Origin of the sequence: Saccharopolyspora gloriosae (assembly GCF_022828475.1) — a bacterium.
Taxonomy (GTDB): Bacteria; Actinomycetota; Actinomycetes; order Mycobacteriales; family Pseudonocardiaceae; genus Saccharopolyspora_C; species Saccharopolyspora_C gloriosae_A.
In genome coordinates, this window is record NZ_CP059557.1 from 2,409,685 (window position 1) to 2,429,650 (window position 19,966).

19 protein-coding genes are annotated in these 19,966 nt (G+C 68.7%); 10 read left to right on the forward strand and 9 right to left on the reverse strand.

Features of this window, described 5'->3' with window-relative positions:
* The first annotated feature begins 52 nt into the window (after positions 1 to 52).
* Both H2Q94_RS10235 and H2Q94_RS10240 read left to right on the forward strand, forming a co-directional pair.
* Entirely contained in the window at positions 53 to 1,786 is a 1,734-nt protein-coding gene (locus H2Q94_RS10235) for an ABC transporter ATP-binding protein (RefSeq protein ID WP_243794249.1), read from the forward strand.
* Entirely contained in the window at positions 1,783 to 3,618 is a 1,836-nt protein-coding gene (locus tag H2Q94_RS10240) for an ABC transporter ATP-binding protein (RefSeq protein ID WP_243794251.1), read from the forward strand. Before H2Q94_RS10235 ends, H2Q94_RS10240 begins: the two co-directional genes overlap by 4 nt.
* A gap of 339 nt (positions 3,619 to 3,957) precedes the next feature.
* On the opposite strand, the gene H2Q94_RS10245 is transcribed toward H2Q94_RS10240, so the two are convergent.
* Entirely contained in the window at positions 3,958 to 4,950 is a 993-nt protein-coding gene (locus tag H2Q94_RS10245) for a chitinase (protein ID WP_243794253.1), read from the reverse strand.
* A gap of 17 nt (positions 4,951 to 4,967) precedes the next feature.
* A complete protein-coding gene (locus tag H2Q94_RS10250; RefSeq protein WP_243794255.1) occupies positions 4,968 to 5,963 on the reverse strand; it encodes a chitinase in 996 nt (331 codons plus the stop codon).
* A gap of 446 nt (positions 5,964 to 6,409) precedes the next feature.
* Here H2Q94_RS10250 and H2Q94_RS10255 point away from each other — a divergent pair, with 446 nt between their 5' ends.
* The 3 genes from H2Q94_RS10255 (at position 6,410) to H2Q94_RS10265 (ending at position 9,962) form a co-directional block, all read left to right on the forward strand.
* Positions 6,410 to 7,150: a GntR family transcriptional regulator gene (locus H2Q94_RS10255; RefSeq protein WP_243794256.1), complete on the forward strand. Its 741-nt coding sequence runs from the start codon at positions 6,410 to 6,412 to the stop codon at positions 7,148 to 7,150.
* A gap of 86 nt (positions 7,151 to 7,236) precedes the next feature.
* Positions 7,237 to 8,622: a cation:dicarboxylate symporter family transporter gene (locus tag H2Q94_RS10260; RefSeq protein WP_243794258.1), complete on the forward strand. Its 1,386-nt coding sequence runs from the start codon at positions 7,237 to 7,239 to the stop codon at positions 8,620 to 8,622.
* The gene (locus H2Q94_RS10265) at positions 8,619 to 9,962 is read left to right on the forward strand and encodes a class-II fumarase/aspartase family protein (protein WP_243794260.1); all 1,344 of its coding nucleotides are present in this window, start codon (positions 8,619 to 8,621) and stop codon (positions 9,960 to 9,962) included. The genes H2Q94_RS10260 and H2Q94_RS10265 overlap by 4 nt, the downstream gene beginning before the upstream one ends.
* Positions 9,963 to 10,044: 82 nt before the next feature.
* On the opposite strand, the gene H2Q94_RS10270 is transcribed toward H2Q94_RS10265, so the two are convergent.
* Entirely contained in the window at positions 10,045 to 10,866 is an 822-nt protein-coding gene (locus H2Q94_RS10270; RefSeq protein ID WP_243794262.1) for an SDR family oxidoreductase, read from the reverse strand.
* Positions 10,867 to 11,324: 458 nt separating this feature from the next.
* The gene (locus H2Q94_RS10275; RefSeq protein ID WP_243794263.1) at positions 11,325 to 11,750 is read right to left on the reverse strand and encodes a pyridoxamine 5'-phosphate oxidase family protein; all 426 of its coding nucleotides are present in this window, start codon (positions 11,748 to 11,750) and stop codon (positions 11,325 to 11,327) included.
* 88 nt (positions 11,751 to 11,838) lie between these two features.
* Between H2Q94_RS10275 and H2Q94_RS10280 the strand changes: the two genes are divergently transcribed.
* Together H2Q94_RS10280 and H2Q94_RS10285 are read left to right on the forward strand one after the other, a co-directional pair.
* Entirely contained in the window at positions 11,839 to 12,447 is a 609-nt protein-coding gene (locus H2Q94_RS10280) for a class I SAM-dependent methyltransferase (RefSeq protein WP_243794265.1), read from the forward strand.
* 101 nt (positions 12,448 to 12,548) lie between these two features.
* The gene (locus H2Q94_RS10285) at positions 12,549 to 12,854 is read left to right on the forward strand and encodes an SCO4225 family membrane protein (RefSeq protein WP_243794266.1); all 306 of its coding nucleotides are present in this window, start codon (positions 12,549 to 12,551) and stop codon (positions 12,852 to 12,854) included.
* 4 nt (positions 12,855 to 12,858) lie between these two features.
* On the opposite strand, the gene H2Q94_RS10290 is transcribed toward H2Q94_RS10285, so the two are convergent.
* The gene (locus H2Q94_RS10290) at positions 12,859 to 13,653 is read right to left on the reverse strand and encodes an IclR family transcriptional regulator (RefSeq protein ID WP_243794267.1); all 795 of its coding nucleotides are present in this window, start codon (positions 13,651 to 13,653) and stop codon (positions 12,859 to 12,861) included.
* Between the two features lie 273 nt (positions 13,654 to 13,926).
* Here H2Q94_RS10290 and H2Q94_RS10295 point away from each other — a divergent pair, with 273 nt between their 5' ends.
* Complete coding sequence (locus H2Q94_RS10295) at positions 13,927 to 15,252, forward strand: MFS transporter (protein ID WP_243794268.1); 1,326 nt, start codon at positions 13,927 to 13,929, stop codon at positions 15,250 to 15,252.
* Positions 15,253 to 15,366: 114 nt separating this feature from the next.
* Here the strand turns inward: H2Q94_RS10295 and H2Q94_RS10300 are convergent, their stop codons facing one another.
* Positions 15,367 to 15,519, reverse strand: a complete 153-nt coding sequence (locus H2Q94_RS10300; RefSeq protein ID WP_243794269.1) for a hypothetical protein — start codon at positions 15,517 to 15,519, stop codon at positions 15,367 to 15,369.
* A 44-nt stretch (positions 15,520 to 15,563) separates the two neighbouring features.
* Here H2Q94_RS10300 and H2Q94_RS10305 point away from each other — a divergent pair, with 44 nt between their 5' ends.
* Entirely contained in the window at positions 15,564 to 15,998 is a 435-nt protein-coding gene (locus tag H2Q94_RS10305) for a VOC family protein (RefSeq protein WP_243794270.1), read from the forward strand.
* 23 nt (positions 15,999 to 16,021) lie between these two features.
* Here H2Q94_RS10305 and H2Q94_RS10310 read toward each other — a convergent pair whose 3' ends face one another.
* Both H2Q94_RS10310 and H2Q94_RS10315 read right to left on the reverse strand, forming a co-directional pair.
* A complete protein-coding gene (locus H2Q94_RS10310) occupies positions 16,022 to 16,843 on the reverse strand; it encodes a mycofactocin-coupled SDR family oxidoreductase (RefSeq protein WP_243794271.1) in 822 nt (273 codons plus the stop codon).
* 241 nt (positions 16,844 to 17,084) lie between these two features.
* The gene (locus tag H2Q94_RS10315; protein ID WP_243794273.1) at positions 17,085 to 18,011 is read right to left on the reverse strand and encodes a carbon-nitrogen hydrolase family protein; all 927 of its coding nucleotides are present in this window, start codon (positions 18,009 to 18,011) and stop codon (positions 17,085 to 17,087) included.
* Between the two features lie 148 nt (positions 18,012 to 18,159).
* Here H2Q94_RS10315 and H2Q94_RS10320 point away from each other — a divergent pair, with 148 nt between their 5' ends.
* Positions 18,160 to 19,425: a saccharopine dehydrogenase family protein gene (locus H2Q94_RS10320; protein WP_243794275.1), complete on the forward strand. Its 1,266-nt coding sequence runs from the start codon at positions 18,160 to 18,162 to the stop codon at positions 19,423 to 19,425.
* Here the strand turns inward: H2Q94_RS10320 and H2Q94_RS10325 are convergent.
* Positions 19,412 to 19,786 carry an MmcQ/YjbR family DNA-binding protein gene (locus H2Q94_RS10325; RefSeq protein ID WP_243794277.1) on the reverse strand — a complete coding sequence of 125 codons (375 nt, stop codon included), beginning with the start codon at positions 19,784 to 19,786 and terminating at the stop codon, positions 19,412 to 19,414. The genes H2Q94_RS10320 and H2Q94_RS10325 overlap by 14 nt on opposite strands.
* Positions 19,787 to 19,966: the final 180 nt, after the last annotated feature.

Below are 19,966 nucleotides of genomic sequence, written 5' to 3' on the forward strand. Positions count from 1 at the left end.
CTACCCGGCCCACTGCGCAGATCATTCTGCGAAGATCCCATAGAGAGTTCGCGTGCTGCTTCCCTTACTGCGGGTCCACCTGCGTCCCTACGCGTTGCCGATCGCCGCGCTGGTGGTGCTTCAGCTGGTCCAGACGGTCGCCACGCTGTACCTGCCCGCGCTCAACGCCGACATCATCGACAACGGCGTGCTCACCGGCGACCAAGGCCACATCGTGAGCACCGGTGGCGTCATGCTCGCGGTGGCGGCCGTGCAGTTGATCTGCGCGATCGGCGCGGTCGGTTTCGGGGCGCGGACCGCGATGGCGCTCGGTCGTGATCTGCGCGCCTCGGTGTTCGACCGGGTGCAGACCTTCTCGGCCCGCGAAGTGGGGCATTTCGGGGCTCCGTCGCTGATCACGCGCACGACCAACGACGTCCAGCAGATCCAGATGCTGGTGCTGGTCGCCTTCACGTTGATGATCACGGCGCCGATCATGTGCGTCGGCGGGATCGTGCTGGCGCTCCAGCAGGACGCGGTGCTCTCCGGCCTGCTCGTGGTGGTCGTGCCGTTGCTGGGCGTGCTCATCGCGCTGCTCGTCGCCCGATTGCGCCCGCTGTTCCGCTCTATGCAGGTGCGCATCGACACGGTCAACCGCATCCTGCGCGAGCAGATCAACGGGTTGCAGGTGATCCGCGCGTTCAACAAGGACGTCCACGAGCAGCGCCGGTTCGGCGCCGCGAACGCCGAGCTGACCTCCACCGCACTGCGCGTCGGGAACCTGATGGCGCTGATGTTCCCGACGGTGATGATCGTGGTGAACGTGTCCAGCGTCGCCGTCACCTGGTTCGCCGCCGGCCGCATCGACAGCGGCGCGATGCAGGTGGGCGCGCTCGTCGCGTTCCTGAGCTACCTGATGCAGATCCTGATGGCAGTGATGATGGCGACGTTCATGTTCATGATGATCCCGCGCGCGGAGGTGTGCGCCGAACGCATCCGGGAAGTGCTCGACACCGAGAGCACGGTCCGCCCGCCGGACCACCCCGTCCGGGAACTCCGCGAGCGCGGTCACCTGGAGCTGCGCGAGGTCGGATTCCGCTACCCGGGCGCGGAGGAACCGGTGCTGCAAGGCATCGAGTTCCACGCCCGTCCCGGTGAGACCACGGCGATCATCGGCAGCACCGGCAGCGGCAAGAGCACCCTGATCAACCTGATTCCCCGGCTGTCCGACGCGACCACCGGCTCGATCCTGATCGACGGGGTCGACGTGCGGGAACTGGACCCGGCGACGTTGACGCGGACCGTCGCGTTCGTGCCGCAACGCCCGTACCTGTTCTCCGGCACCGTGGCGAGCAACCTGCGCTACGGCGACCCCGACGCCACCGACGACGACCTCTGGCACGCGCTGGAGATCGCGCAGGCCGCCGAGTTCGTGACCCGCATGCCCGGTGGGCTCGACGCCCCGATCTCCCAAGGCGGCGGCAACGTTTCCGGTGGTCAGCGCCAGCGGATCGCCATCGCCATGGCACTGGTGCGCCGCCCCGAGATCCACCTGTTCGACGACTCGTTCTCCGCGCTGGACTACGCGACCGACGCCCAGGTCCGCGCGGCGCTGCGGCGCGAGACCGCCGAGGCGACCGTCGTCATCGTCGCCCAGCGCGTCAGCACGATCCGGGACGCCGATCGCATCCTGGTGCTCGACGCGGGGCGGCTCGTCGGCGTGGGCACGCACCGGGAGTTGATGGACGGCAACGAGACCTACCGGGAGATCGTCCTGTCCCAGCTGACCGAAGAGGAAGCCGCATGAGTGCCCCCGCCCGGACCCGGCCGCCCGAGAACGCCGCCGGGCGGCCGCCCAGCGCGAACAAGCCCGCCGGTTTTGTGGCATCGGGGCGGCGGCTGCTCGGACGGCTGGGACCGGAGCGGCCGCTGCTGATCGGCGCGGTGCTGCTGGCGGTGGCGAGCGTGACGCTGAGCGTCCTCGGACCCAAGTACCTCGGGCAGGCCACCGACCTGATCGTCGGGGGCGGCATCGGCGGCGACGGCGTGGACTTCGCCGCGGTGGGTTCCGTGCTGCTGGTGGCGCTGGCGATCTACGCAGGCTCCGGGCTGTTCGGGATCGCGCAGGCCCGCCTCACCAACGGGGCCGTGCAGCGCACGGCGAGCCGGTTGCGCCGCGACGCGGAGGCCAAGCTCGCGAAGCTGCCGGTGAGCCACTTCGACCGCCAGTCCCGCGGCGAGGTGCTCAGCCGGGTCACCAACGACATCGACAACGTGGGCCAATCGCTGCAGCAGACGCTCTCGCAGGTGGTCGTGTCAGTGCTGACCGTCTTCGGCGTGCTCGCGGTGATGTTCTCCATCTCCGGGCTGCTGGCGTTGTTCGCGCTGGTGAGCATCCCGCTGTCGGCGCTGATCACGATCTGGATCGGCAAGCGGGCGCAGCCGCAGTTCGCGGCCCAGTGGAAGAGCACCGGGGAGCTCAACGGGCACATCGAGGAGATGTACACCGGGCACGCCACCATCAAGGCCTTCGGTCGCCAGCAGGACGCGGCGGAGACGTTCCGTGCGCGCAACGAGGAACTGACGACGGCCGGTTTCCGCGCCCAGTTCCTGTCGGGGCTGATCCAGCCGAGCATGATGTTCCTGAGCAACCTGAACTACCTGCTGGTCGCCGTGGTCGGCGGGCTCCGGGTCGCGTCGGGTGCGTTGTCGGTCGGGGACGTGCAGGCGTTCGTGCAGTACTCCCGGCAGTTCAGCCAGCCGCTGACGCAGGTGGCGAGCATGGCGAACCTGGTGCAGTCCGGGCTGGCCTCCGCCGAGCGGGTCTTCGGCCTCCTCGACGCGCCCGAGCAGGAAGTCTCCCCGGACGACGTGCCGGGTGCGGAGCGTCCGCGCGGCCGGGTCGCGTTCGAACACGTGGCGTTCCGCTACAAGGAGGACGAACCGCTGATCGACGATCTCTCGCTGATCGCAGAGCCCGGTCACACGGTCGCCATCGTCGGCCCCACCGGAGCGGGCAAGAGCACCCTGGTCAACCTGTTGATGCGGTTCTACGAGATCAACGCAGGCCGGATCACCCTGGACGGCGTGGACACCCGCACCATGTCCCGGGAACGGCTGCGGGCCGCGACCGGGATGGTCCTGCAGGACACCTGGCTGTTCGGCGGCACCATCGCGGAGAACATCGCCTACGGCAAGCAGAACGCGACCCGCGATGAGGTCGTCGAAGCAGCCAAGGCCGCCCACGTCGATCACTTCGCCCGCCGCCTGCCCGACGGTTACGACACCGTCCTCGACGACGAGGGAACCGGGGTCAGCGCAGGGGAGAAGCAGCTGATCACGATCGCGCGGGCGTTCCTCGCCGACCCGTCGATCCTCATCCTCGACGAGGCGACGAGCTCCGTGGACACGCGGACCGAGGCGCTGATCCAGCGCGCCATGACCACGTTGCGCACCGGCCGCACCGCGTTCGTCATCGCCCACCGCCTGTCCACGATCCGCGATGCCGACACGATCCTGGTGATGGACGGCGGCGCGATCATCGAACAGGGCTCGCACGACGAACTCCTCGCCGCAGGCGGAACCTACGCACGCCTGCACACGGCCCAATTCACCGGTCCCGCCACTTCGGAGGACTGAGCGGCCTGCAGGGGTTCACTCGGCGGCTTCCTCGCTGCGGGATCGATTTCTCATGCATGTCCGATGCACAGCGAAATCTGGGGCCGGGCTGCTGTCCTGGCGCGGAAGCAGCTGAGAACCCGCCGGTGGTCGGCTTGCTCTAGGTGGTCACTGCTCATCGGCTCCGCCGCTGACAAGACACAGATCACAAGATCGTGGCCCGCTGAAGGTGAATGCCTCCTTTGGCCGGAAAAACCGGTCACATGGGCCGTTCACTCCACTCGTGGCACAAGGTGAATGCCCCCTTTGCCTGGAAATCGGGCAAAGGGGGCATTCGATCCAGCTTGATGTGCGGGTCGGTCAGGCGCCGAAGTCCTTGATGATGTTGGTGAACTCGTACGGTGCCTGGTCGATGCTGCTGCACGTCGGGGACACCGCGCCGCCGGGGCAGCTTCCGTTGTCCCGGCCCGCCGACCAGAACGACAGCAGCCCGATCTGGTTCGCGTTCGCCCAGTCCAGGAGCTGGCGGGCGTTGTCCTGCGTGAAGATGTTGCCGTTGTAGTTGCGGCCGATCATCGGTGTCACGCCCAGCCGAGCCTTCAGGTCGGCGTCGCTGAGGTCGGGCCAGATCTCCTTCATCTGCCGCAGCACGCTCTCGGAGGCGGCGATCACCGCGTCACCCCACGGCTTGGTGGAGCCGAACTCCATGGCCATCGGGTTCACCAGCACGTCGACCTGGTGCGCCGCCGCGCTCTGCAGCACCTGCAACGAGTACGGGTCGAGCCCGGTGTCGTCGCTCTGCACCCGCAACGTGTAGCTGACCTTCGTGCCGCGTTCGGCCTGCAGCTTCGCCAGCGCCTCGTTGACGACGTCGTGCGGGATGGTCGCCTCGACGTCCACGTCGAGGTGGTTGCTCCCGGTGGCGTCGAGGATCTGCTCGTAGGCGCCGAGGAGTTCGTCGGCGGTGCCGCACACGCTCTCCAGGTACGGTCCCATCGCGCCGCCGGTGGCGACCATGACGTCCCCGCCCTGCGCGCGGAGTTCCTCGATCTGGCCGAGGATGCTCGGGTCGTCCAGCGCCTTCTCGCCGCCCCACATCGGCGTGCACCCGGCGGCGCTGCCGAGCACGAAGGCCAGCGTGAAGTTCTTCTGCCCGGTGGCGTCGGCGACCTCGGCCAGCGTGGGCTTGTCCTGGGTGATGTCGATGTACGGCGCGACCTTCATCTCGGCCGCCGGCGCCGCCGGTGCGGGCGGGACGGCCGGGGCCGGCTCGGCGGCGTTCGCGGACGCCGCGGACAGCGGGAGCAGGGTTCCGGCGACGACCGCCGTCAACAGCTTGGACAGGGGTTTCATCTGCGATTCTCCTGGTGTCACTGGTATTCGGCGAAGATCTGGGTGAACTCGTAGGGCTGCTGCTCGACGCTGCTGCACTTGCCGTCGGCCCAACCGCCGTCCTCGGTGCAGACCCGGTCCCGGTTCATCGACCAGTACGAGAGCCTGCCGAGCTGGTGCTGCTTCGCGTAGTCCAGGACCGCGCGGAAGGTGTCCTGGGTGAACAGCTCGCTGGGCTGGTCGGTGTGCCCGTTCATGAGGATGACGCCGGTGCGGGCGTAGGCGGCCGCGTCGTCGAGCTCGGGGTGCAGCTCGCGGATCTGCTGGTGCACCGCTTCGGCCACGCCGATGGCGCTGTTGGCCATGTCGTCGGCGGGGCCGCCGTAGTCGAAGTCCATGACCTTGTACAGGTCGATCTCGGCGCCGATGTCCTTGGCCCGCTGGATCTCCGCCTTGCCCGCGTCGTTGAGCCCCACGGTGGTGGTGGGCAGCGTCAGCGTGACGTGCAGCTCGGGATTGTTCTGCTTGAGGGTTTTGATCGCTTCGAAGCGCTTGGTCTCGCCCTGCACGTCACCGAGGTCGTCGCCTTCGACGTCGAGGTCGATGTGGGTGAGCCCGTACTTGTCGATCACCTGCTGGTAAGCGCCCGCGAGCGCGGCGGAGTCCGCGCAGGCCGCGCCGAGGTCGATGCCGTTGTAGCCGCCGAAGGACACCGACAGGTCGCCGCCCGCCGCGCGCACGGCGTCGGCCTTCGCCTTGACCGCGGTGTCGGTCTCGACCTCTTGGCCCGCCTTGCCGTCCCAGGTGGGGGTGCAGTCGCCTTCGGCGGGGGCGAGGACGAAGGCGAAGATGTAGTCCTTCTGGCCGCTGGCCTCGATCGCCTCGGTGATGTCCTGCGGGGCGTTGTCCAGCGGCATGTAGTACGGCGCGGAGCGGAGTTCGCCGGGCGCGGCCTCGGCCGGAGCGGTGCCGGTGAACGGCAGTACCAGCAGGCCGGCGGCCAGTGCGGCCCATCGGATTGGTCTGGTCGTCAAGGGTTCTCTCCTCTACCTGTCCGGTTCGGGGACCGGATGTGGTGTGGTCAGGAGCTCCCGGAACGCGCCGCGCTCGGTCCGGGTTCTGCTGTGGACGGGGTCGGCGCGGCGAAGTCGGCGCCGCTGCCGACGGGCGGCAAACCTATGGTGACCCGATCACAACGTCAATGGGTCTAGACCTTTTTCGCCAGGCACTGCACGGAGATTCCGCCATCGCGCGGTATGAAGAATCGTCCTTGTGCAGCATTGCGGTGGCCGTGGTTCCGCCGTTGAACGCGAAAGCCGTGAACGGCAATTCTGGGAACGACTCGGCTTGCGCTCGCCGGTGTGCGCACAATTCGGCGATTGCCGCCACCTGCATGTCCACAGTGGAATGAATTGGCCGAGGCCGAGCGTCCCGCTTGCGACGGCCGAAGCCGGAGTCGGTCGTGTGGGAGGCTGCGAGGGTGGAATCGCCGACTGTGAAGGAGCCTCGCTACCTGCGGATCGCCCGCGCGCTCGCGGCCGACATCGCCGCGGGCGGCTGGCCGCTGGGCGAGCGGATCCCGCCGGAGCCCGAACTGGCCGCCCGGTTCGAGGTCTCTCGCGAGACCCTGCGCAATGCGCTGCGCGAGGTCGAGTCCTGGGGATTGGTGTCCCGTCGCAAGGGGGACGGCACCAGGGTCGAGCGGCTCACGCCGGTCGAGCGGTTCGACACCTCGCTGGGCAGCTTGGAGGAACTCACCCAGTACGGCCGCGACGCGGTTCGCGACGTGTCCGCGACGGCCGAGGTGACCGTCGACGCGACGCTCGCGGAGGTGACGGGGTTCGCTGCCGGTTCGGTGCGCGCCAGGCTGACCACGGTGCGCCGCGCGGCCGACGGCACCGCGGTCTCCTGGTCGCGGGTCTATCTCGCGCCGGAGGACGCGGCGGCCATCGCGGACGATCTCGGCCGCAGCGCGCGGTTGATCAGCGAGCTGCTGGCGGAGCGGACCGGCAGGGCGACGCACCGCGTGGTGCAGCAGGTCCGGGCGATTCCGCTGCCCGCCGAACCCGCGGCGGCGCTCGGCCTGGAGCGGGGGAGTCCGGCGCTGGAGTTCGTCCGGCGCTACTTCGACGTGGCGGGCGAACAGTTCGAGGCGACCGTCGGCGTGCACCCCGGCGAGAGCTTCAGCTACCGAACGACGCTGGTCCGATCCGGGCAGTAGTGGTTCGCGGTCCGCCATTGACAGCGGACGCATCTGCACTTGATTGTGTCTAGACACAAACTGTCTAGACACAAAGAGGTGCAGGCATGAAGTCAGCGGAGCAGCTCCGCGACCAGGGGCCTCCGGGGCGCAGATCCCGCTGGTACGCGAGCGTCGGCAACCAGGTGCTGATCTCGATCGTCCTGGGCATCGCGGTCGGCGCGGTGTTCCCCGGATTCTCGGCGCACCTCGAAGTCGTCGGCGACACCTTCCTCGACCTGATCAAGGTCGCGGTGGCGCCGCTGGTGTTCTTCACGATCGTGCTGGGCTTCGCTTCGGCCGGTGACCTCAAGAAAGCCGGGCGCACCGGGCTGCTGGCGCTGATCTACTTCGAAGTCGTCTCGACCATCGCCCTGCTGCTGGGCCTGCTCGCGGCGAACCTGTCGGGAGTCGGCACCGGAGCGGGCGCGCTGCGCGGAGCCGGGCAGCCCAGCGGCACGCCCGAAACCGGTGAGCACGAAGGATTCCTCGCCACGGTCGTGCCGGACAACTTCGTAGGCGCCTTCAGCTCGGGGCACCTGCTCCAGGTCGTGGTCATCGCCGTGCTGTTCGGCATCGGCCTGCTCTCGCTCGCGCCCGCCGTGCGCACTCGGCTCGGCGAGATGCTGGAAACGGCCTCCGAGGGCTTCTTCGCGATGATCAACGTGATCATGCGCTTGGCGCCGGTCGGCACCTTCGGCGCCATCGCCTACTCGGTCGGCACCAACGGGACGTCGATGCTGCTCGCGCTCGCCGAGCTGGTGATCGAGTACTGGATCGTCGTCGCGCTGTTCGTCCTGATCGTGCTCGGCGGCATCTGCCTCGCCATCGGGGTGAACGTGCTGCGGCTGCTGCGCGCGGTCCGCACCGAGCTGACGCTGGTCCTCGGTACCGCTTCCTCCGAAGCGGGCCTGCCGGGACTGCTCAAGAAGCTCCCGCGCATGGGCATGTCGAAGCAGACCGTCGGCCTGGTCATGCCCACCGGGTACGCGTTCAACCTCGACGGCACCTCGATCTACATGGCGCTGTGCACGCTGTTCCTCGCCAACGCCTACGGCATCCCGATGGGTTTCGAACAGCAGCTGGGCCTGCTGCTGATCATGCTGCTGACGTCGAAGGGCGCGGCGACGGTCTCCGGTGGCACGTTCGTCGTGTTCGCCTCCACGGTGACGGCCACCGGATACCTGCCGATCGAGGGAGTCGCGGTCCTGTTCGGCGTCTACCGGGTCATGTCGATGGCCGTGTCCACCTGCAACACCTTCGGCAACGTGGTGGCGACGCTGGTGATCTCGTGGTGGAACGGCGACCTCGATCGGGCTCGGCTGCGCGCGGTGCTGGCCGATCCCGCGGTCCTCGACCGAGCCGAGGACCTCGACGACGCCGCTGCCGCGAGCGGCGAATCGGGGAGAACGACGGGCGAAACCACCTCCACGACCGCTGGGAGCACCACATGAGCAGCACCGTCTTCGACTCGTTCCTCTACCGCGAGATGTTCTCCACCGCGCCGATGCGCGAGATCTTCAGCGACGAGTCGTTCGTGGCGCGGATGACCGAGACCGAAACCGCACTGGCCCGCGCGCAGGCGAAGGTCGGCATCGTGCCGCACGACGCGGCGCGGATCATCACCGACTCCGTGCGCCCCGGCGCGCTCGACCACGACCGGCTCCGCGCCGACACCGAGAACGTCGGTTACCCCGTGCTCCCGCTGGTCGGCCAGCTCGCCGAGCAGTGCGGCGAAGCGGGCGGTCACCTGCATTGGGGCGCGACCACGCAGGACATCATGGACACCGCCACGATGCTGCAATGCCGCGACGGGCTCGACCTCGTCGCCGCCTCCCTCGACCGGGTGCGGGAAGCGCTGCGCAGGCTGGCCGCCGAACACGCCGACACCGTCACGGCCGGCCGGACCCACCTGCAGCACGCGTTGCCGGTGACGTTCGGGTTCCGCGCCGCGGTCTGGGTCTCCGCGCTGGACCGGCACGCCGAGCGACTCGCCCAGGCTCGCGAACGCGACCTCATGGTCCAGTTCGGTGGCGCCGCGGGCACGCTGGCCTCGCTCGGCACGGGACCGGAGGGGCTCGCCGTGCGCGCCGCCCTCGCGACCGAACTCGGGCTGCGCGACCCGGAGATCACCTGGCACGTAGCCAGGGACGGGCTCAACGAGATCGTCGCGCTGCTGGCCGCGATCGGCGGATCGCTGGGCAAGATCGGCTGGGACGTGATGATGATGTGCTCGTCGGAGTTCGGGGAGCTCGCCGAACCGTTCGTGCCCGGTCGCGGCGCCAGTTCCACCATGCCGCAGAAGCGCAATCCGATTTCCAGCGAACTCGTGGTCGCCGCCGCGAAACTCCTGCGCGACCGCGCTTCGACCATGCTCGACGCGATGATGCAGGACTTCGAGCGGGCCACCGGACCCTGGCACCTGGAGTGGGCCACCATCCCGGAGGCGTTCCAGCTGGCGGCGGCATCGTTGCACCAGACGGAGTTCCTGCTCGGCGGCCTGGAGGTCGACGTCGACCGGATGCGCTCCAACACCGCGCTGACCGGCGGGCTCATCGTCGCTGAGGCGGTGATGATGGCCGTCGCCCCGGCGCTCGGCAGGCAACGCGCGCACGAGGTCGTCTACGACGCGTGCAGCCAGGCCATCGAGCACGGCCGCGACCTGGCGACCGAACTCCGCCGCCACCCGGACCTGCTGGCCGAGCTCGGCGGCGACCGGATCGACGAGCTCTGCGACCCGTCCAACTACCTCGGCAGCGCCCACGCCATGACCAGTGGTGTGGTCAACGGCTGACGATTCGCGGCGGGCCGGGGCGGTTCCCCGGCCCGGCACCGCGAGCGTCCGGCCGGGTGCGGCGAGCCGCTGTGGTGCGGAACTACCGGCCCGCTGCCACGACACCGCCGTCGACGAGCAGGTCCACGCCGGTGATGAACGATGCCGCCGGGCTCAGCAAGAAGGCCGCGGCGTCGGCGATGTCGGTGGTGGTGCCGATCCGTCCGGTTCCGGAGGCCGCGATCATGGCGCGCATCCGGTCGCCGTGTTCGCTTGCCGATTCCAGTTGTGCCATCGGTGTGGAGATGATGCCGGGACTGATGCTGTTGATCCGCGCGCCGCGAGCGCCCCAGGCGGTGGCGGCGGCCTGCACCCGCAGCTGGTTGGCGCGTTTGGACAGCGGATACGCCCACTCCGAGCTCTCGACGGCGGCCACGACGGGCAGCTCCAGCAGCTCGCCGACCGGCGTCACGGCGAGTGCGCGCTCGTCCTCGGCGCTGAGGCGGGGGAAGTAGCCGGAACTGCTGGAGATCACGACACCCGCGCCGCCGGGCGCGATGACCCGTTCCCACTCCGCCAGCACGAACGCCGTGCCGAGCAGGTCGACGGCGAGGACGGCGTCCTTGGACGCTTGGGCGGGGGAGACGCCCGCGGTGTGCGCAACGCGGGTGACCGAGCCGAGCTCCTCCGCGAGCGCAGCCACGGATGCGACGGATTCGCGATCCGCGACGTCCACTTCGGTCGTCGTCACGTCGAAGCCTTCGCCGCGCAACACGTCGGCGAACCGCACGAGGGACGCGGTGTCGAAGTCGGCCAGGACGAGCCTGCGCCCGGTCCCTTCGCGGCGGGCGATGGCCTGTCCCATGCCACCGACTCCGATCACCACCGCGACTTCGGAGGTGAACTGCGCACCGGTCGGGGCCATGGCACTCCTCGCTGCTCGAGCTGGGGAAACAACCGAACGATGACCGAGCTCATCGATGATCGTGGTCGGCGAGGCGCCACACTAACACCAAACTCAAACGGTTGACTTAATCGCTTCCCGCAACGCCGCCGTCCCGCGAACAGCGCAGAGACCACGTAGTCCCGCAACAACGAGCCCCTCACCCCACACTCGCCTTCCAACGAAGCCGTGCTTTTGGCGGCGAAGTCCGCGAAGGGCGGCGAAGCCCGCCTGCCTCGCGGCCGAAGGCCGTGCCTGTATGTGCGAAGCACATAGCCCACGCAATCAAGGTGACCACCGGCGGGTTCTCAGTGAGCCTCTCGCGAGGACAGCTTTTTCCCTCGTGGCGGAGCCACTAGGGAAAAAGATCCCGCAGCGAGAGGCTCACTGAGGTTCCGCCACCCGACCACCCAAGCAAAACGAGCCGTGGAGACCACGAGCTAGAAACTGCCGAGATCGGCGGAGAGCCAGTGTTCTGGGCGCATGTAGATGGCCATGTGCTCGCCGAGTTGGGTGCGTTCGTACTCCAGGAACCCGGCGACCTTCTCCGGAGGCAGGTAGCGCTCAGCCATCTCCCGGGACAGTTCGTCGGTGCCCGTGGCGGTCCGGGTGACCGGTCCTTCCACCGAGACGTAGCGGACCGTCGGTTCCGTCCGCTGCACCATCAGGCTGAACCGGCCGGCGTCGCGGATCGCCTGCGCCTTGCGCGAATCCGGCCCCGTGTTGATCCACAGTTCGCCACCGGGTGAGTACTGGTACCAGATGGGCACCGTCAGCGGTGCTCGGTCGGACGTCCACGCCACCGCGAGCGAGCCGATGTGCGGTTCGGCGAGGAATTGCTCTCGTTCCTGTGCGGACAACGCCATGGGGTCGAAGGTAGCGGCGGCCACCGACACTCGCGCGATCCACGAGCGGCCGGCCGTGCCCGTTCGGCGAGGGAGGAGGATGGGGGGCATGGTCGAGCAGAGCATGTGGATGCAGAAGGTGGCCGCCGATCCCGGGCACTCCGCCTGGTACATCGATCGGATGCGCGGCATGGCGCGGGCGGGCAACGACCTCGCGGGCGAAGCGCGCATGGTGGACGCGATGATCGCCCGTGGTTCGCGCGTCCTCGACGCCGGCTGCGGACCGGGCCGCGTCGGTTCCGCGTTGGCCGCGGCGGGACACGAGGTCGTCGGCGTCGACGTCGACCCCGACTTGATCGCCGCCGCCGAACACGACCATCCAGGCCCGCGCTGGGTCGTCGGCGACCTCGCGGAGCTCGACCTGCCGGCGCGGGGATTCACGGCGCCGTTCGACGTGATCGTGTGCGCCGGGAACGTGCTGCCGTTCCTCGCGCCGAGCACGCGCGGCGCGGTGCTGCGGCGGTTCCGCGAGCACCTCGTGCCGCAGGGGCGGGTCGCTGTCGGGTTCGGCGCCGGGCGCGGGTACGAGTTCGACGAGTTCTTCGCGGACGCCGCGGACGCCGGTCTGGAGACCGAGCTGAAACTGTCCACATGGGACCTTCGTCCGCTCGCCGCGGACTCCGGCTTCCTGGTCGCGCTGTTGAGCAGGGGGGAGTGACTGACCGCGGGGCGGATGGGTAGAAATGCTCATGCGACCGGGACCGGGCCGCCGGGATAGTGGAGATCGAGTTCAGTGATCGTCTTTCCAGGAGGTCTCCCATGCACGGCTCGCAGCGCTCTTGGGCCGCGGCATTCCACCGGTACCTGTTCAACCCGGCCGGACTGGGCTACCTCACGCTGGTGTCCGCGGTGTGGCTGTGGACCGCGGTGGACGCGTTGCTGGTCGACCGCGTGGACACCGGCCTGGCCGGGATCTGGGGTTTCCTCGTCACTGCGCCGACCTCGTTGATGTTCGTGCAGCTGGAAGGGCCGATGCTCTGGGGCGGAGTGGTGTTCGCCGCGGTCTTCCAGGCGATGCTGTTCGGAATCGCTTACTGCGGAACCGAGTTCCGCCGGGAGATCTGAGCCTTCAGGCGTCGGCGGAGTCGCGCCAGAACAGTTCGGTGAGCTGGTCGACGGTGGCCTGCATCTTCTGCAGGGCCTCGGGGATGCGGGCACGTCCGAAGCGGCTTCGCGGCCCGTTGAGGGTCAGGATGGCCACCAGGGTTCCGGCGCTGTCCCTGATCGGGCGGGACAGCGAGAGCAGTTCGGGGTCGAGCTCGTTGTCGATCGTCGCGAAGCCCTGTTCCCGGACCTGCCCGAGTTCTTTCAGCAGCGCCGCCCGGTCCGTGATGGTGTCGGAGGTGAAGGCTTCGAGCTGCTCGGGCAGCGTCCGGTGCAGCTGCTCGGCGGACTGTTCGGCGAGCAGCACCTTGCCGGTGGAGCTGGCGTGCATCGGGTAGTGCTTGCCGACCATGTTCTGCGACAGGACGCCGACCACGTGGGAACCCGCGGCTTCGGCGACCAGGTCGAGGCCGTCCTGGGCGTTGGGGATGGACAGCGTCACGGACTCGTTGAACTCGTCGGCCAATTCCTGCAGCGACGGGTGCGCGTGCGCCACCAGGCCCGCGTAGGGGTCGGCGTTCCTGCCCAAGCGGGCCAGTTCCCAGCCGAGGACGTAGTTGGTGTCGATGCGGTCGACGAGGCCGCCCTGTTCGAGGCTGTAGAGCAGCCGGAACGCGGTCGGCCTGCTCAGCCCCGCCGCTTTCGCGAGCGTGGTGACGGTGGCTCCGGTGCGCGGCTGGGCGGCCAGTTCGCGGAGCAATCGGACGGCTTTGGTGACCGACTTGTTGACCATCCCCGATTGCTCGGGTGTGTCGCCCATCCCGTTTCCGCCTCCTGACGCACGGAGCGCATTCGTTCCCCGGATCAGTGCCGCGCAGATCAGCCTAGCAGTCGCGTTCACAAAGTGGACGCGCTCGCGGCTTCGGCTGCCGACAGTGACCAGTGGTGCGGGTTGGGTCACGGGCAACTGAGGGCGCCGTCTCAGATGGCGGCCCCGAGTGCGCGAGCCGTCGCGGCGGCGCGCTATAAACCCGCCCGGCATATGCCGGGCGTGGCCGGTGTCGGAGTACTCCACGCGGGAGGGAACGAGCTGGTGACCAACTCAGTTGCGGACACCGCGCGCAGCTCGGCCGACAGGAAACGATTCCTGCTCCGGCTGACCATCGTCGTCGCCGGCGGGATGTTCATCGACGGCTACGTCCTGGGCATCGTCGGCACCGTGATCGGTGCCATCACCACCGACCTGAACATGTCCGTGTACGGCGAGGGGCTGATCGGGGCGGCGGCGCTGATCGGCATCTTCGCGGGCGGCCCGCTCGGCGGCTGGCTCGCCGACAAGTTCGGCCGCAAACCGATGTTCACCATCGACCTGGCCATGTTCGTGGTCGGATCGGTGCTGCAGTTCTTCGTCGACTCGAGCTGGCAGCTGTTCGCCGTCCGGTTGCTGATGGGCGTGGCGATCGGCGCCGAGTACTCGATCAGCTGGCCACTGATGACGGAGTTCGCGCCCGCACGCCTGCGCGGCAGGTGCCTGTCGTTCGCGGAAGTGGCCTGGTACATCGGGTTCGTCGCCGCGTTCGTGGTCGGTTTCGCGCTGACGGCGTTGGAGGCCGATTGGCGGGTGATCCTCGGGACCAGCACCCTCCCGGCCGTGATCCTGTTCTTGGGCAGGCTGGGCGTGCCGGAGTCACCGCGCTGGCTGATGAGCAAGGGCCGCGTCGAGGAGGCCCGGCGGATCGTGGACACCTGGATCGAGGACGACGCGGATCGCGCCGACATCACGGATGAGCGGCAGCGCGAGGGCACGTTCCGCATGCTGTTCTCGCCGCAGTACTGGCGTGCCACCACGTTCATCTCGGTGTTCTGGTTCTGCACGGTCACGCCGTACTTCGCCATCGCCACGTTCTCCGCCAGCGTGCTCTCGCACTACGGCCTGGGCGAGGACGGTCTGGTCGGAGCCATCGGCGTCAACGGGGTCGCGTTGCTCGGAGTCGTGGTGTCCTGCCTGCTCATCGAGCGCATCGGGCGCCGCAAGCTCACCATCCCGCAGCAGTGGGTGTGCGCCGTGGTCCTCGTCGTCATCGCGCTGTGGGGATCCGCGCCGCCGCTGGTCGTGCTGGGCTGCTTCCTGATCTTCGCTTTCGCCAACGCGATGTGCACCGCGCTCAACGGCGTGTACCCGGGAGAAGTGCTGCCCACCGAGCTTCGCGGCATCGGGACGGGCTTCGGCACCGCCGTCAGCCGAGTCGGCGCCGCCATCGGCACGTTCCTGTTCCCCTGGTCCATGCAGGACCTCGGCGCCGGGACGACGATGCTCGTCGCCGCCGGGATCTGCGTCGTGGGCGCCGTCGTGTCGCAGGCCTTGGCCCCGGAAACCGCCGGCCGAACCCTCACCGAGATCTCCACGACCGGGAAGTGAGTGAACGGACCGTTCGTCCAGTCTTGTTGGTCGAACGGTCCGTTGACTTGTGCTGGAGGAGTGAGCGGACTGTTCGTCCAGTCTTGTTGGTCGAACGGTCCGTTGACTTGTTCGTCAGGGCCGTTGCGCCGCGCGTCCGGGGTACGTCGGTTTCCGGTGCGGTGTTTCCGCAGGAACGCGGATGCCCGCGCGGTCGAGCAGGTGCGCCACAACGACGGTCAGCAGCCAGGTGGCGTCCTCGTGATCGTCGGGTCGCCCGCCGTGCATTAATTCGGAAGACCGGACGACCAGTGCCGGCCTAGGCTCATCGCATGGCGTCGGTGAAGCAGATCCAGATCACTTTCGACTGCGCGGAACCTGAGCGGCTCGCTCGTTTCTGGTGCGAGGTGCTGGGGTACGTCGTGCCGCCGCCGCCGGAGGGTTTCGCGACTTGGGCGGATTTCGACCGGTCGCTGTCACCCGAGAACCAGGGCTCGGGGTTCGTTTGCAGCGATCCCACAGGTGTGGGGCCGCGATTTTACTTCCAGCGTGTTCCCGAGGGGAAGGTCGTCAAGAACCGGCTGCACGTCGATGTGCGGGCCGGTACCGGGCTGGAGGGCGACGAGCGCCTCGCCGTTCTTGAGGCCGAATGCGCACGGCTGGTCCAGCTCGGCGCGACCCGCGTGCGGCTGCTGCCCGCCGACGGCGAGGAGGAGTCGTGCATCGTGATGCAGGACATCGAGGGCAACGAGTTCTGCCTCGACTGAGCAGCCCCGGTCGTCTCCGGCGCTCAGAGCACGCCGAATCCCGCGTCCACGGGCAGCGCGGTACCGGTCACGTAGCGGGCCGCGTCGGACGCGAGCCACACGACGGCTTCGCTGATGTCACCGGGTTCGACGACTTTCACGGGCAGCGCGTTCACCAGCATCGCGGCGTCCGCGGGGTTTTCGCTGAAGTACGACTGGAAGTCCGGGTTGTCCAGCATCGGCGTGCGCACCCCCGTCGGGTGGACGACGTTGACGCGGATCGATGATTTCGCGAGCCCCACGGCGTAGGCGCGCATCAGTCCCACCACGCCGTGCTTGGCGGCGGTGTAGGCGAGCGTCGCGGCCGTACCGGGTGCTCCGACCAGACCTTTCTGCCCCGCCGTCGAGCCGATCAGGACGATCGAACCCCCCGCCGTCATGTGCGGCACGCACGCCTCCACGGTGTGCCACACACCGGTCATGTTGATGTCGACGACATCCCGCCAGATCCGTTCGGGCGGAGTCCCGTCGGCCGGGCGGATCGTGGACACGGCGGCGTTGGCGACCGCGATGTCGACCCGTCCGCCGAGCTCTTCGACCGCTCCGGCCACGCCGTCGGCCAAGGTTTCGTCGTCCCGGACGTCGGCGCGGACGGTGACGACGCGTCCGCCTTTGGCCAGCGCCGCCGTTTCGTCGAGATCTTCGGGCGTGGCCATCGGATACGGCAACGAGTCGATCGGCTCGCACAGGTCGATGGCGACGACGTCCGCACCTTCTTCGGCCAGGCGCAGGGTGTGCGAGCGCCCCTGGCCGCGAGCGGCCCCCGTGACGACGGCGACCTTGCCGCTGACCATGCCTGCGTTCATTCGAGATCACTCCGATCGTGGATCGTTGCGGATCACGAGCGGGCATCATCGTCTCCGCACGGGCTCGTTGCCGCATTCGGCCGTTGCGGCCGAATGGCAGTGCCCGCCACGCTAGAACGCCTGAGGACGAACGGAAATCCGCCGCAAGCCTGAAAACCGGTCCGGTCGCGAGCCGTCCTGCTTGCGGCGGTGCGAACGTGGTCGACGCGGCTCGAGCGGGTCCGGGGAACCTCGTCGAGCTTCACAGTGAGGTGCGGTCCGTCGATCTCGGGTCCGTGACGGCCGCGCCGCTGTGGAAATCTCCGGAGAGAGCTCGGTGGCGCCATGCCGCCGTCGAGTCGTACAGATCCGCAGCCGTGTCCACAGTGGATACCAGAACGCCGGGCGTGTTGCGGCGGAGCCGCCCGATGCGGACTCCGTCCGCGCGGACGAAGAACGCGGGCCACAGGCTTTCCGGCGCGGACGAGTTGGGGCAACTGATCCACACGTGGTTGCACGCGGCGGCCGTCGTCATGGCGGCGGGCATGGTGATCCCGGGGTAGGTGAACGTCGCCGCCGGATTGAACCGCGCGTGGTCATGGCCGATCGCGTTTCCGATCGCCGCGACCTGCTCCGCTGAGGCGTTCCCGGTGTGGAACGAGTGGAAGACGACCTGCACCCCGTGCTTGCTGTACTCCCGGTACAGCTCAGGGAAGCGGTAGTCGTAGCAGATCAGGGCTCCGCAGGTCACGCCGTTGATCTCCCAGGTGGTGCCGTGGTCTCCCGGGCTGTAGTGAGCGAGATCCCCGACGCGCTCGGCCACGTCTCCGGAGCAGAAGCGCTTGTCGTACCTGTCGACGATCCGGCCGTGATCGTTGATCACGTAGAGGCTGTTGTGCGGTTTGTTGGCGTCGCTGAGCCGGTGCGCGGAACCGAGCACGACCCAGAGCCCGAGTTGCCCAGCCAGCTCCAGCACTCGATGAGTCGCGGATCGCAGGTCGTCCCAGTCGAAACCGTCGAACGTGTCGAAGTCGCAGCCCGCGTAGCCCGACAACGCTCCCTCCGGGAAGTGGGCGACATCGGCACCCCGTCGCTTCGCGACTCGCATCTGGTGAACGACGTTGCGCAGGTTGGCGGAGATGTCGTCACCCACCGCGAACTGGCATGTAGCCACCTTGACCACCGTCATGCGCACCATGATGCCCCCGCTTCGCGGTGGTGATGCTCGGCGCGGTGATGTCCGAGGTTAGGGTGCCGGTGGCGTTCCACGGTGGACGGGTGAGCCGGGCGCCGTGACCACCCGGGCGGACAGGGCCGTCCCGACGGAAGGTGTGGCGATGAGCGATCGCGAGTTCGACGTTGTTGTGTTCGGTGCCAGCGGATTCGTGGGCAGGCTGACCGCGTTGTACCTGGCCGAGCACGCACCGGCCGGCACCAAGATCGCGCTGGCCGGGCGCAGCGAGAGCAAGCTCGCGCGGGTCCGCGCCGAACTGCCCGCGCCCGCCGACGAGTGGCCGCTGATCATCGCCGACACGACGTCCGCCGCGACCCTGGACGAGATGGCCGCCCGGACGCGGGTCGTGTGCACCACCGTCGGCCCGTACCTGAAGTACGGCGAAGGACTGGTCGCCGCCTGCGCGGGCGCCGGTACCGATTACGTCGACCTGACCGGTGAGGTTCCGTTCGTCCGCCGGTCCATCGACGAGTTCGGTGAGCTGGCCGCGGCGAACGGCGCCCGCATCCTGCATTCCTGCGGATTCGACTCGGTGCCCTCGGATCTGGGCGTGTACCTGCTGCACAAGAAGATCCAGCAGGACGGTGCCGGTTCGCTGACCGACACCACGATGGTCGTGCGCAAGCTCCGCGGTGGCGTGAGCGGCGGGACCATCGATTCGATGCGGGTGATCGCGCAGCAGGTCGGGGACCCGGACGTCCGGCGCGTCCTGCTCGATCCGCACGCGCTGTCCACCGGTCCCGGCGAGCGCGCCCGCGTGAAGCGCTCGGAGGAGCCGGGTGACATGGCGATGGTCGACGCGTCCAAGGTCGATCCGAGTCTCGGCGGAACTCTCGCTCCGTTCTTCATGGCCAGCCACAACACTCGTATCGTGCGCCGCTCCAATGCCTTGCTCGACCGTGCCTACGGTGACGGTTTCCACTACGGCGAAAGCATGTCCGTGGGCCGGACGCCGGTGCTCTCGACGGTCGTCGCCGGTGCGGTCAGCGGAGCCACCGCCTTGTTCCTGGGCGCGATGTCGGTCAAGCCGGTGCGGTCCGTGCTCGACCGCATCCTTCCGAAGGCAGGGGATGGGCCGGGCGAGAAGACCCGCGAGAACGGGCATTTCACCACCGAGACGTACACGACCACGACCACCGGTGAGCGCTACCGCTCGCGGATGCGCGCTCAGGGCGACCCCGGGTACAAGGCGACCGCGGTGATGCTCGGCGAAAGCGCCCTGTCGCTGGCGTTGCACCGCGACGAACTCCCCGAACTGACCGGAGTCCTCACGCCCGCCGCGGCGATCGGCGACGTGCTGATCGAACGGCTTCGGGCCGCCGGGGTGTCTCTCGAGGTCGAGCGGCTCGGCGGAGTCAACCGTGGCTGATCTTGAGCCAGTGCAGCTTGTCCCGTTCGCGGCGAGGTAGTCCGGCGACGACGAGGTCGTAGGAGTCCTCGATCATGTCCTGGACGTGCTGATCGGGCACGACGTCGTTGACGACGACGGTGTTCCAGTGCCGCTTGTTCAGGTGGTAGCCCGGCAGGACGGCGGTCGGGAAGCTCGTGCGCAGGGACACCGCGAGGTCCGGCTCGCACTTGAGGCTCACCCGCAACGGTTCGGCGTCCAGCCTGCTGATCGCGAAGAGCTTCCCGGCGACCTTGAAAACGCTGTTGGCCTCGTCGAACGGGAACTCCTCCCGCGCGCCGGGCATGACCAGACAAGCGGCCCTGAGCTCGTGGGGAGTCATGCCGCGAGCGTAAACGCAGCCCCCGACGAACCTCGCGCCATCACCTGACGAGCAACCACCCGACGGCGCCACCCGAGAAACCCGTATCTCGCGGCCAAAGACGCCTTGCGGCGAAGCCGTGCTTTTGGCGGCGAAGTCCGCGAAGGGCGGGCGAAGCCCCGCTTGCCTTGCGGCCGGAGG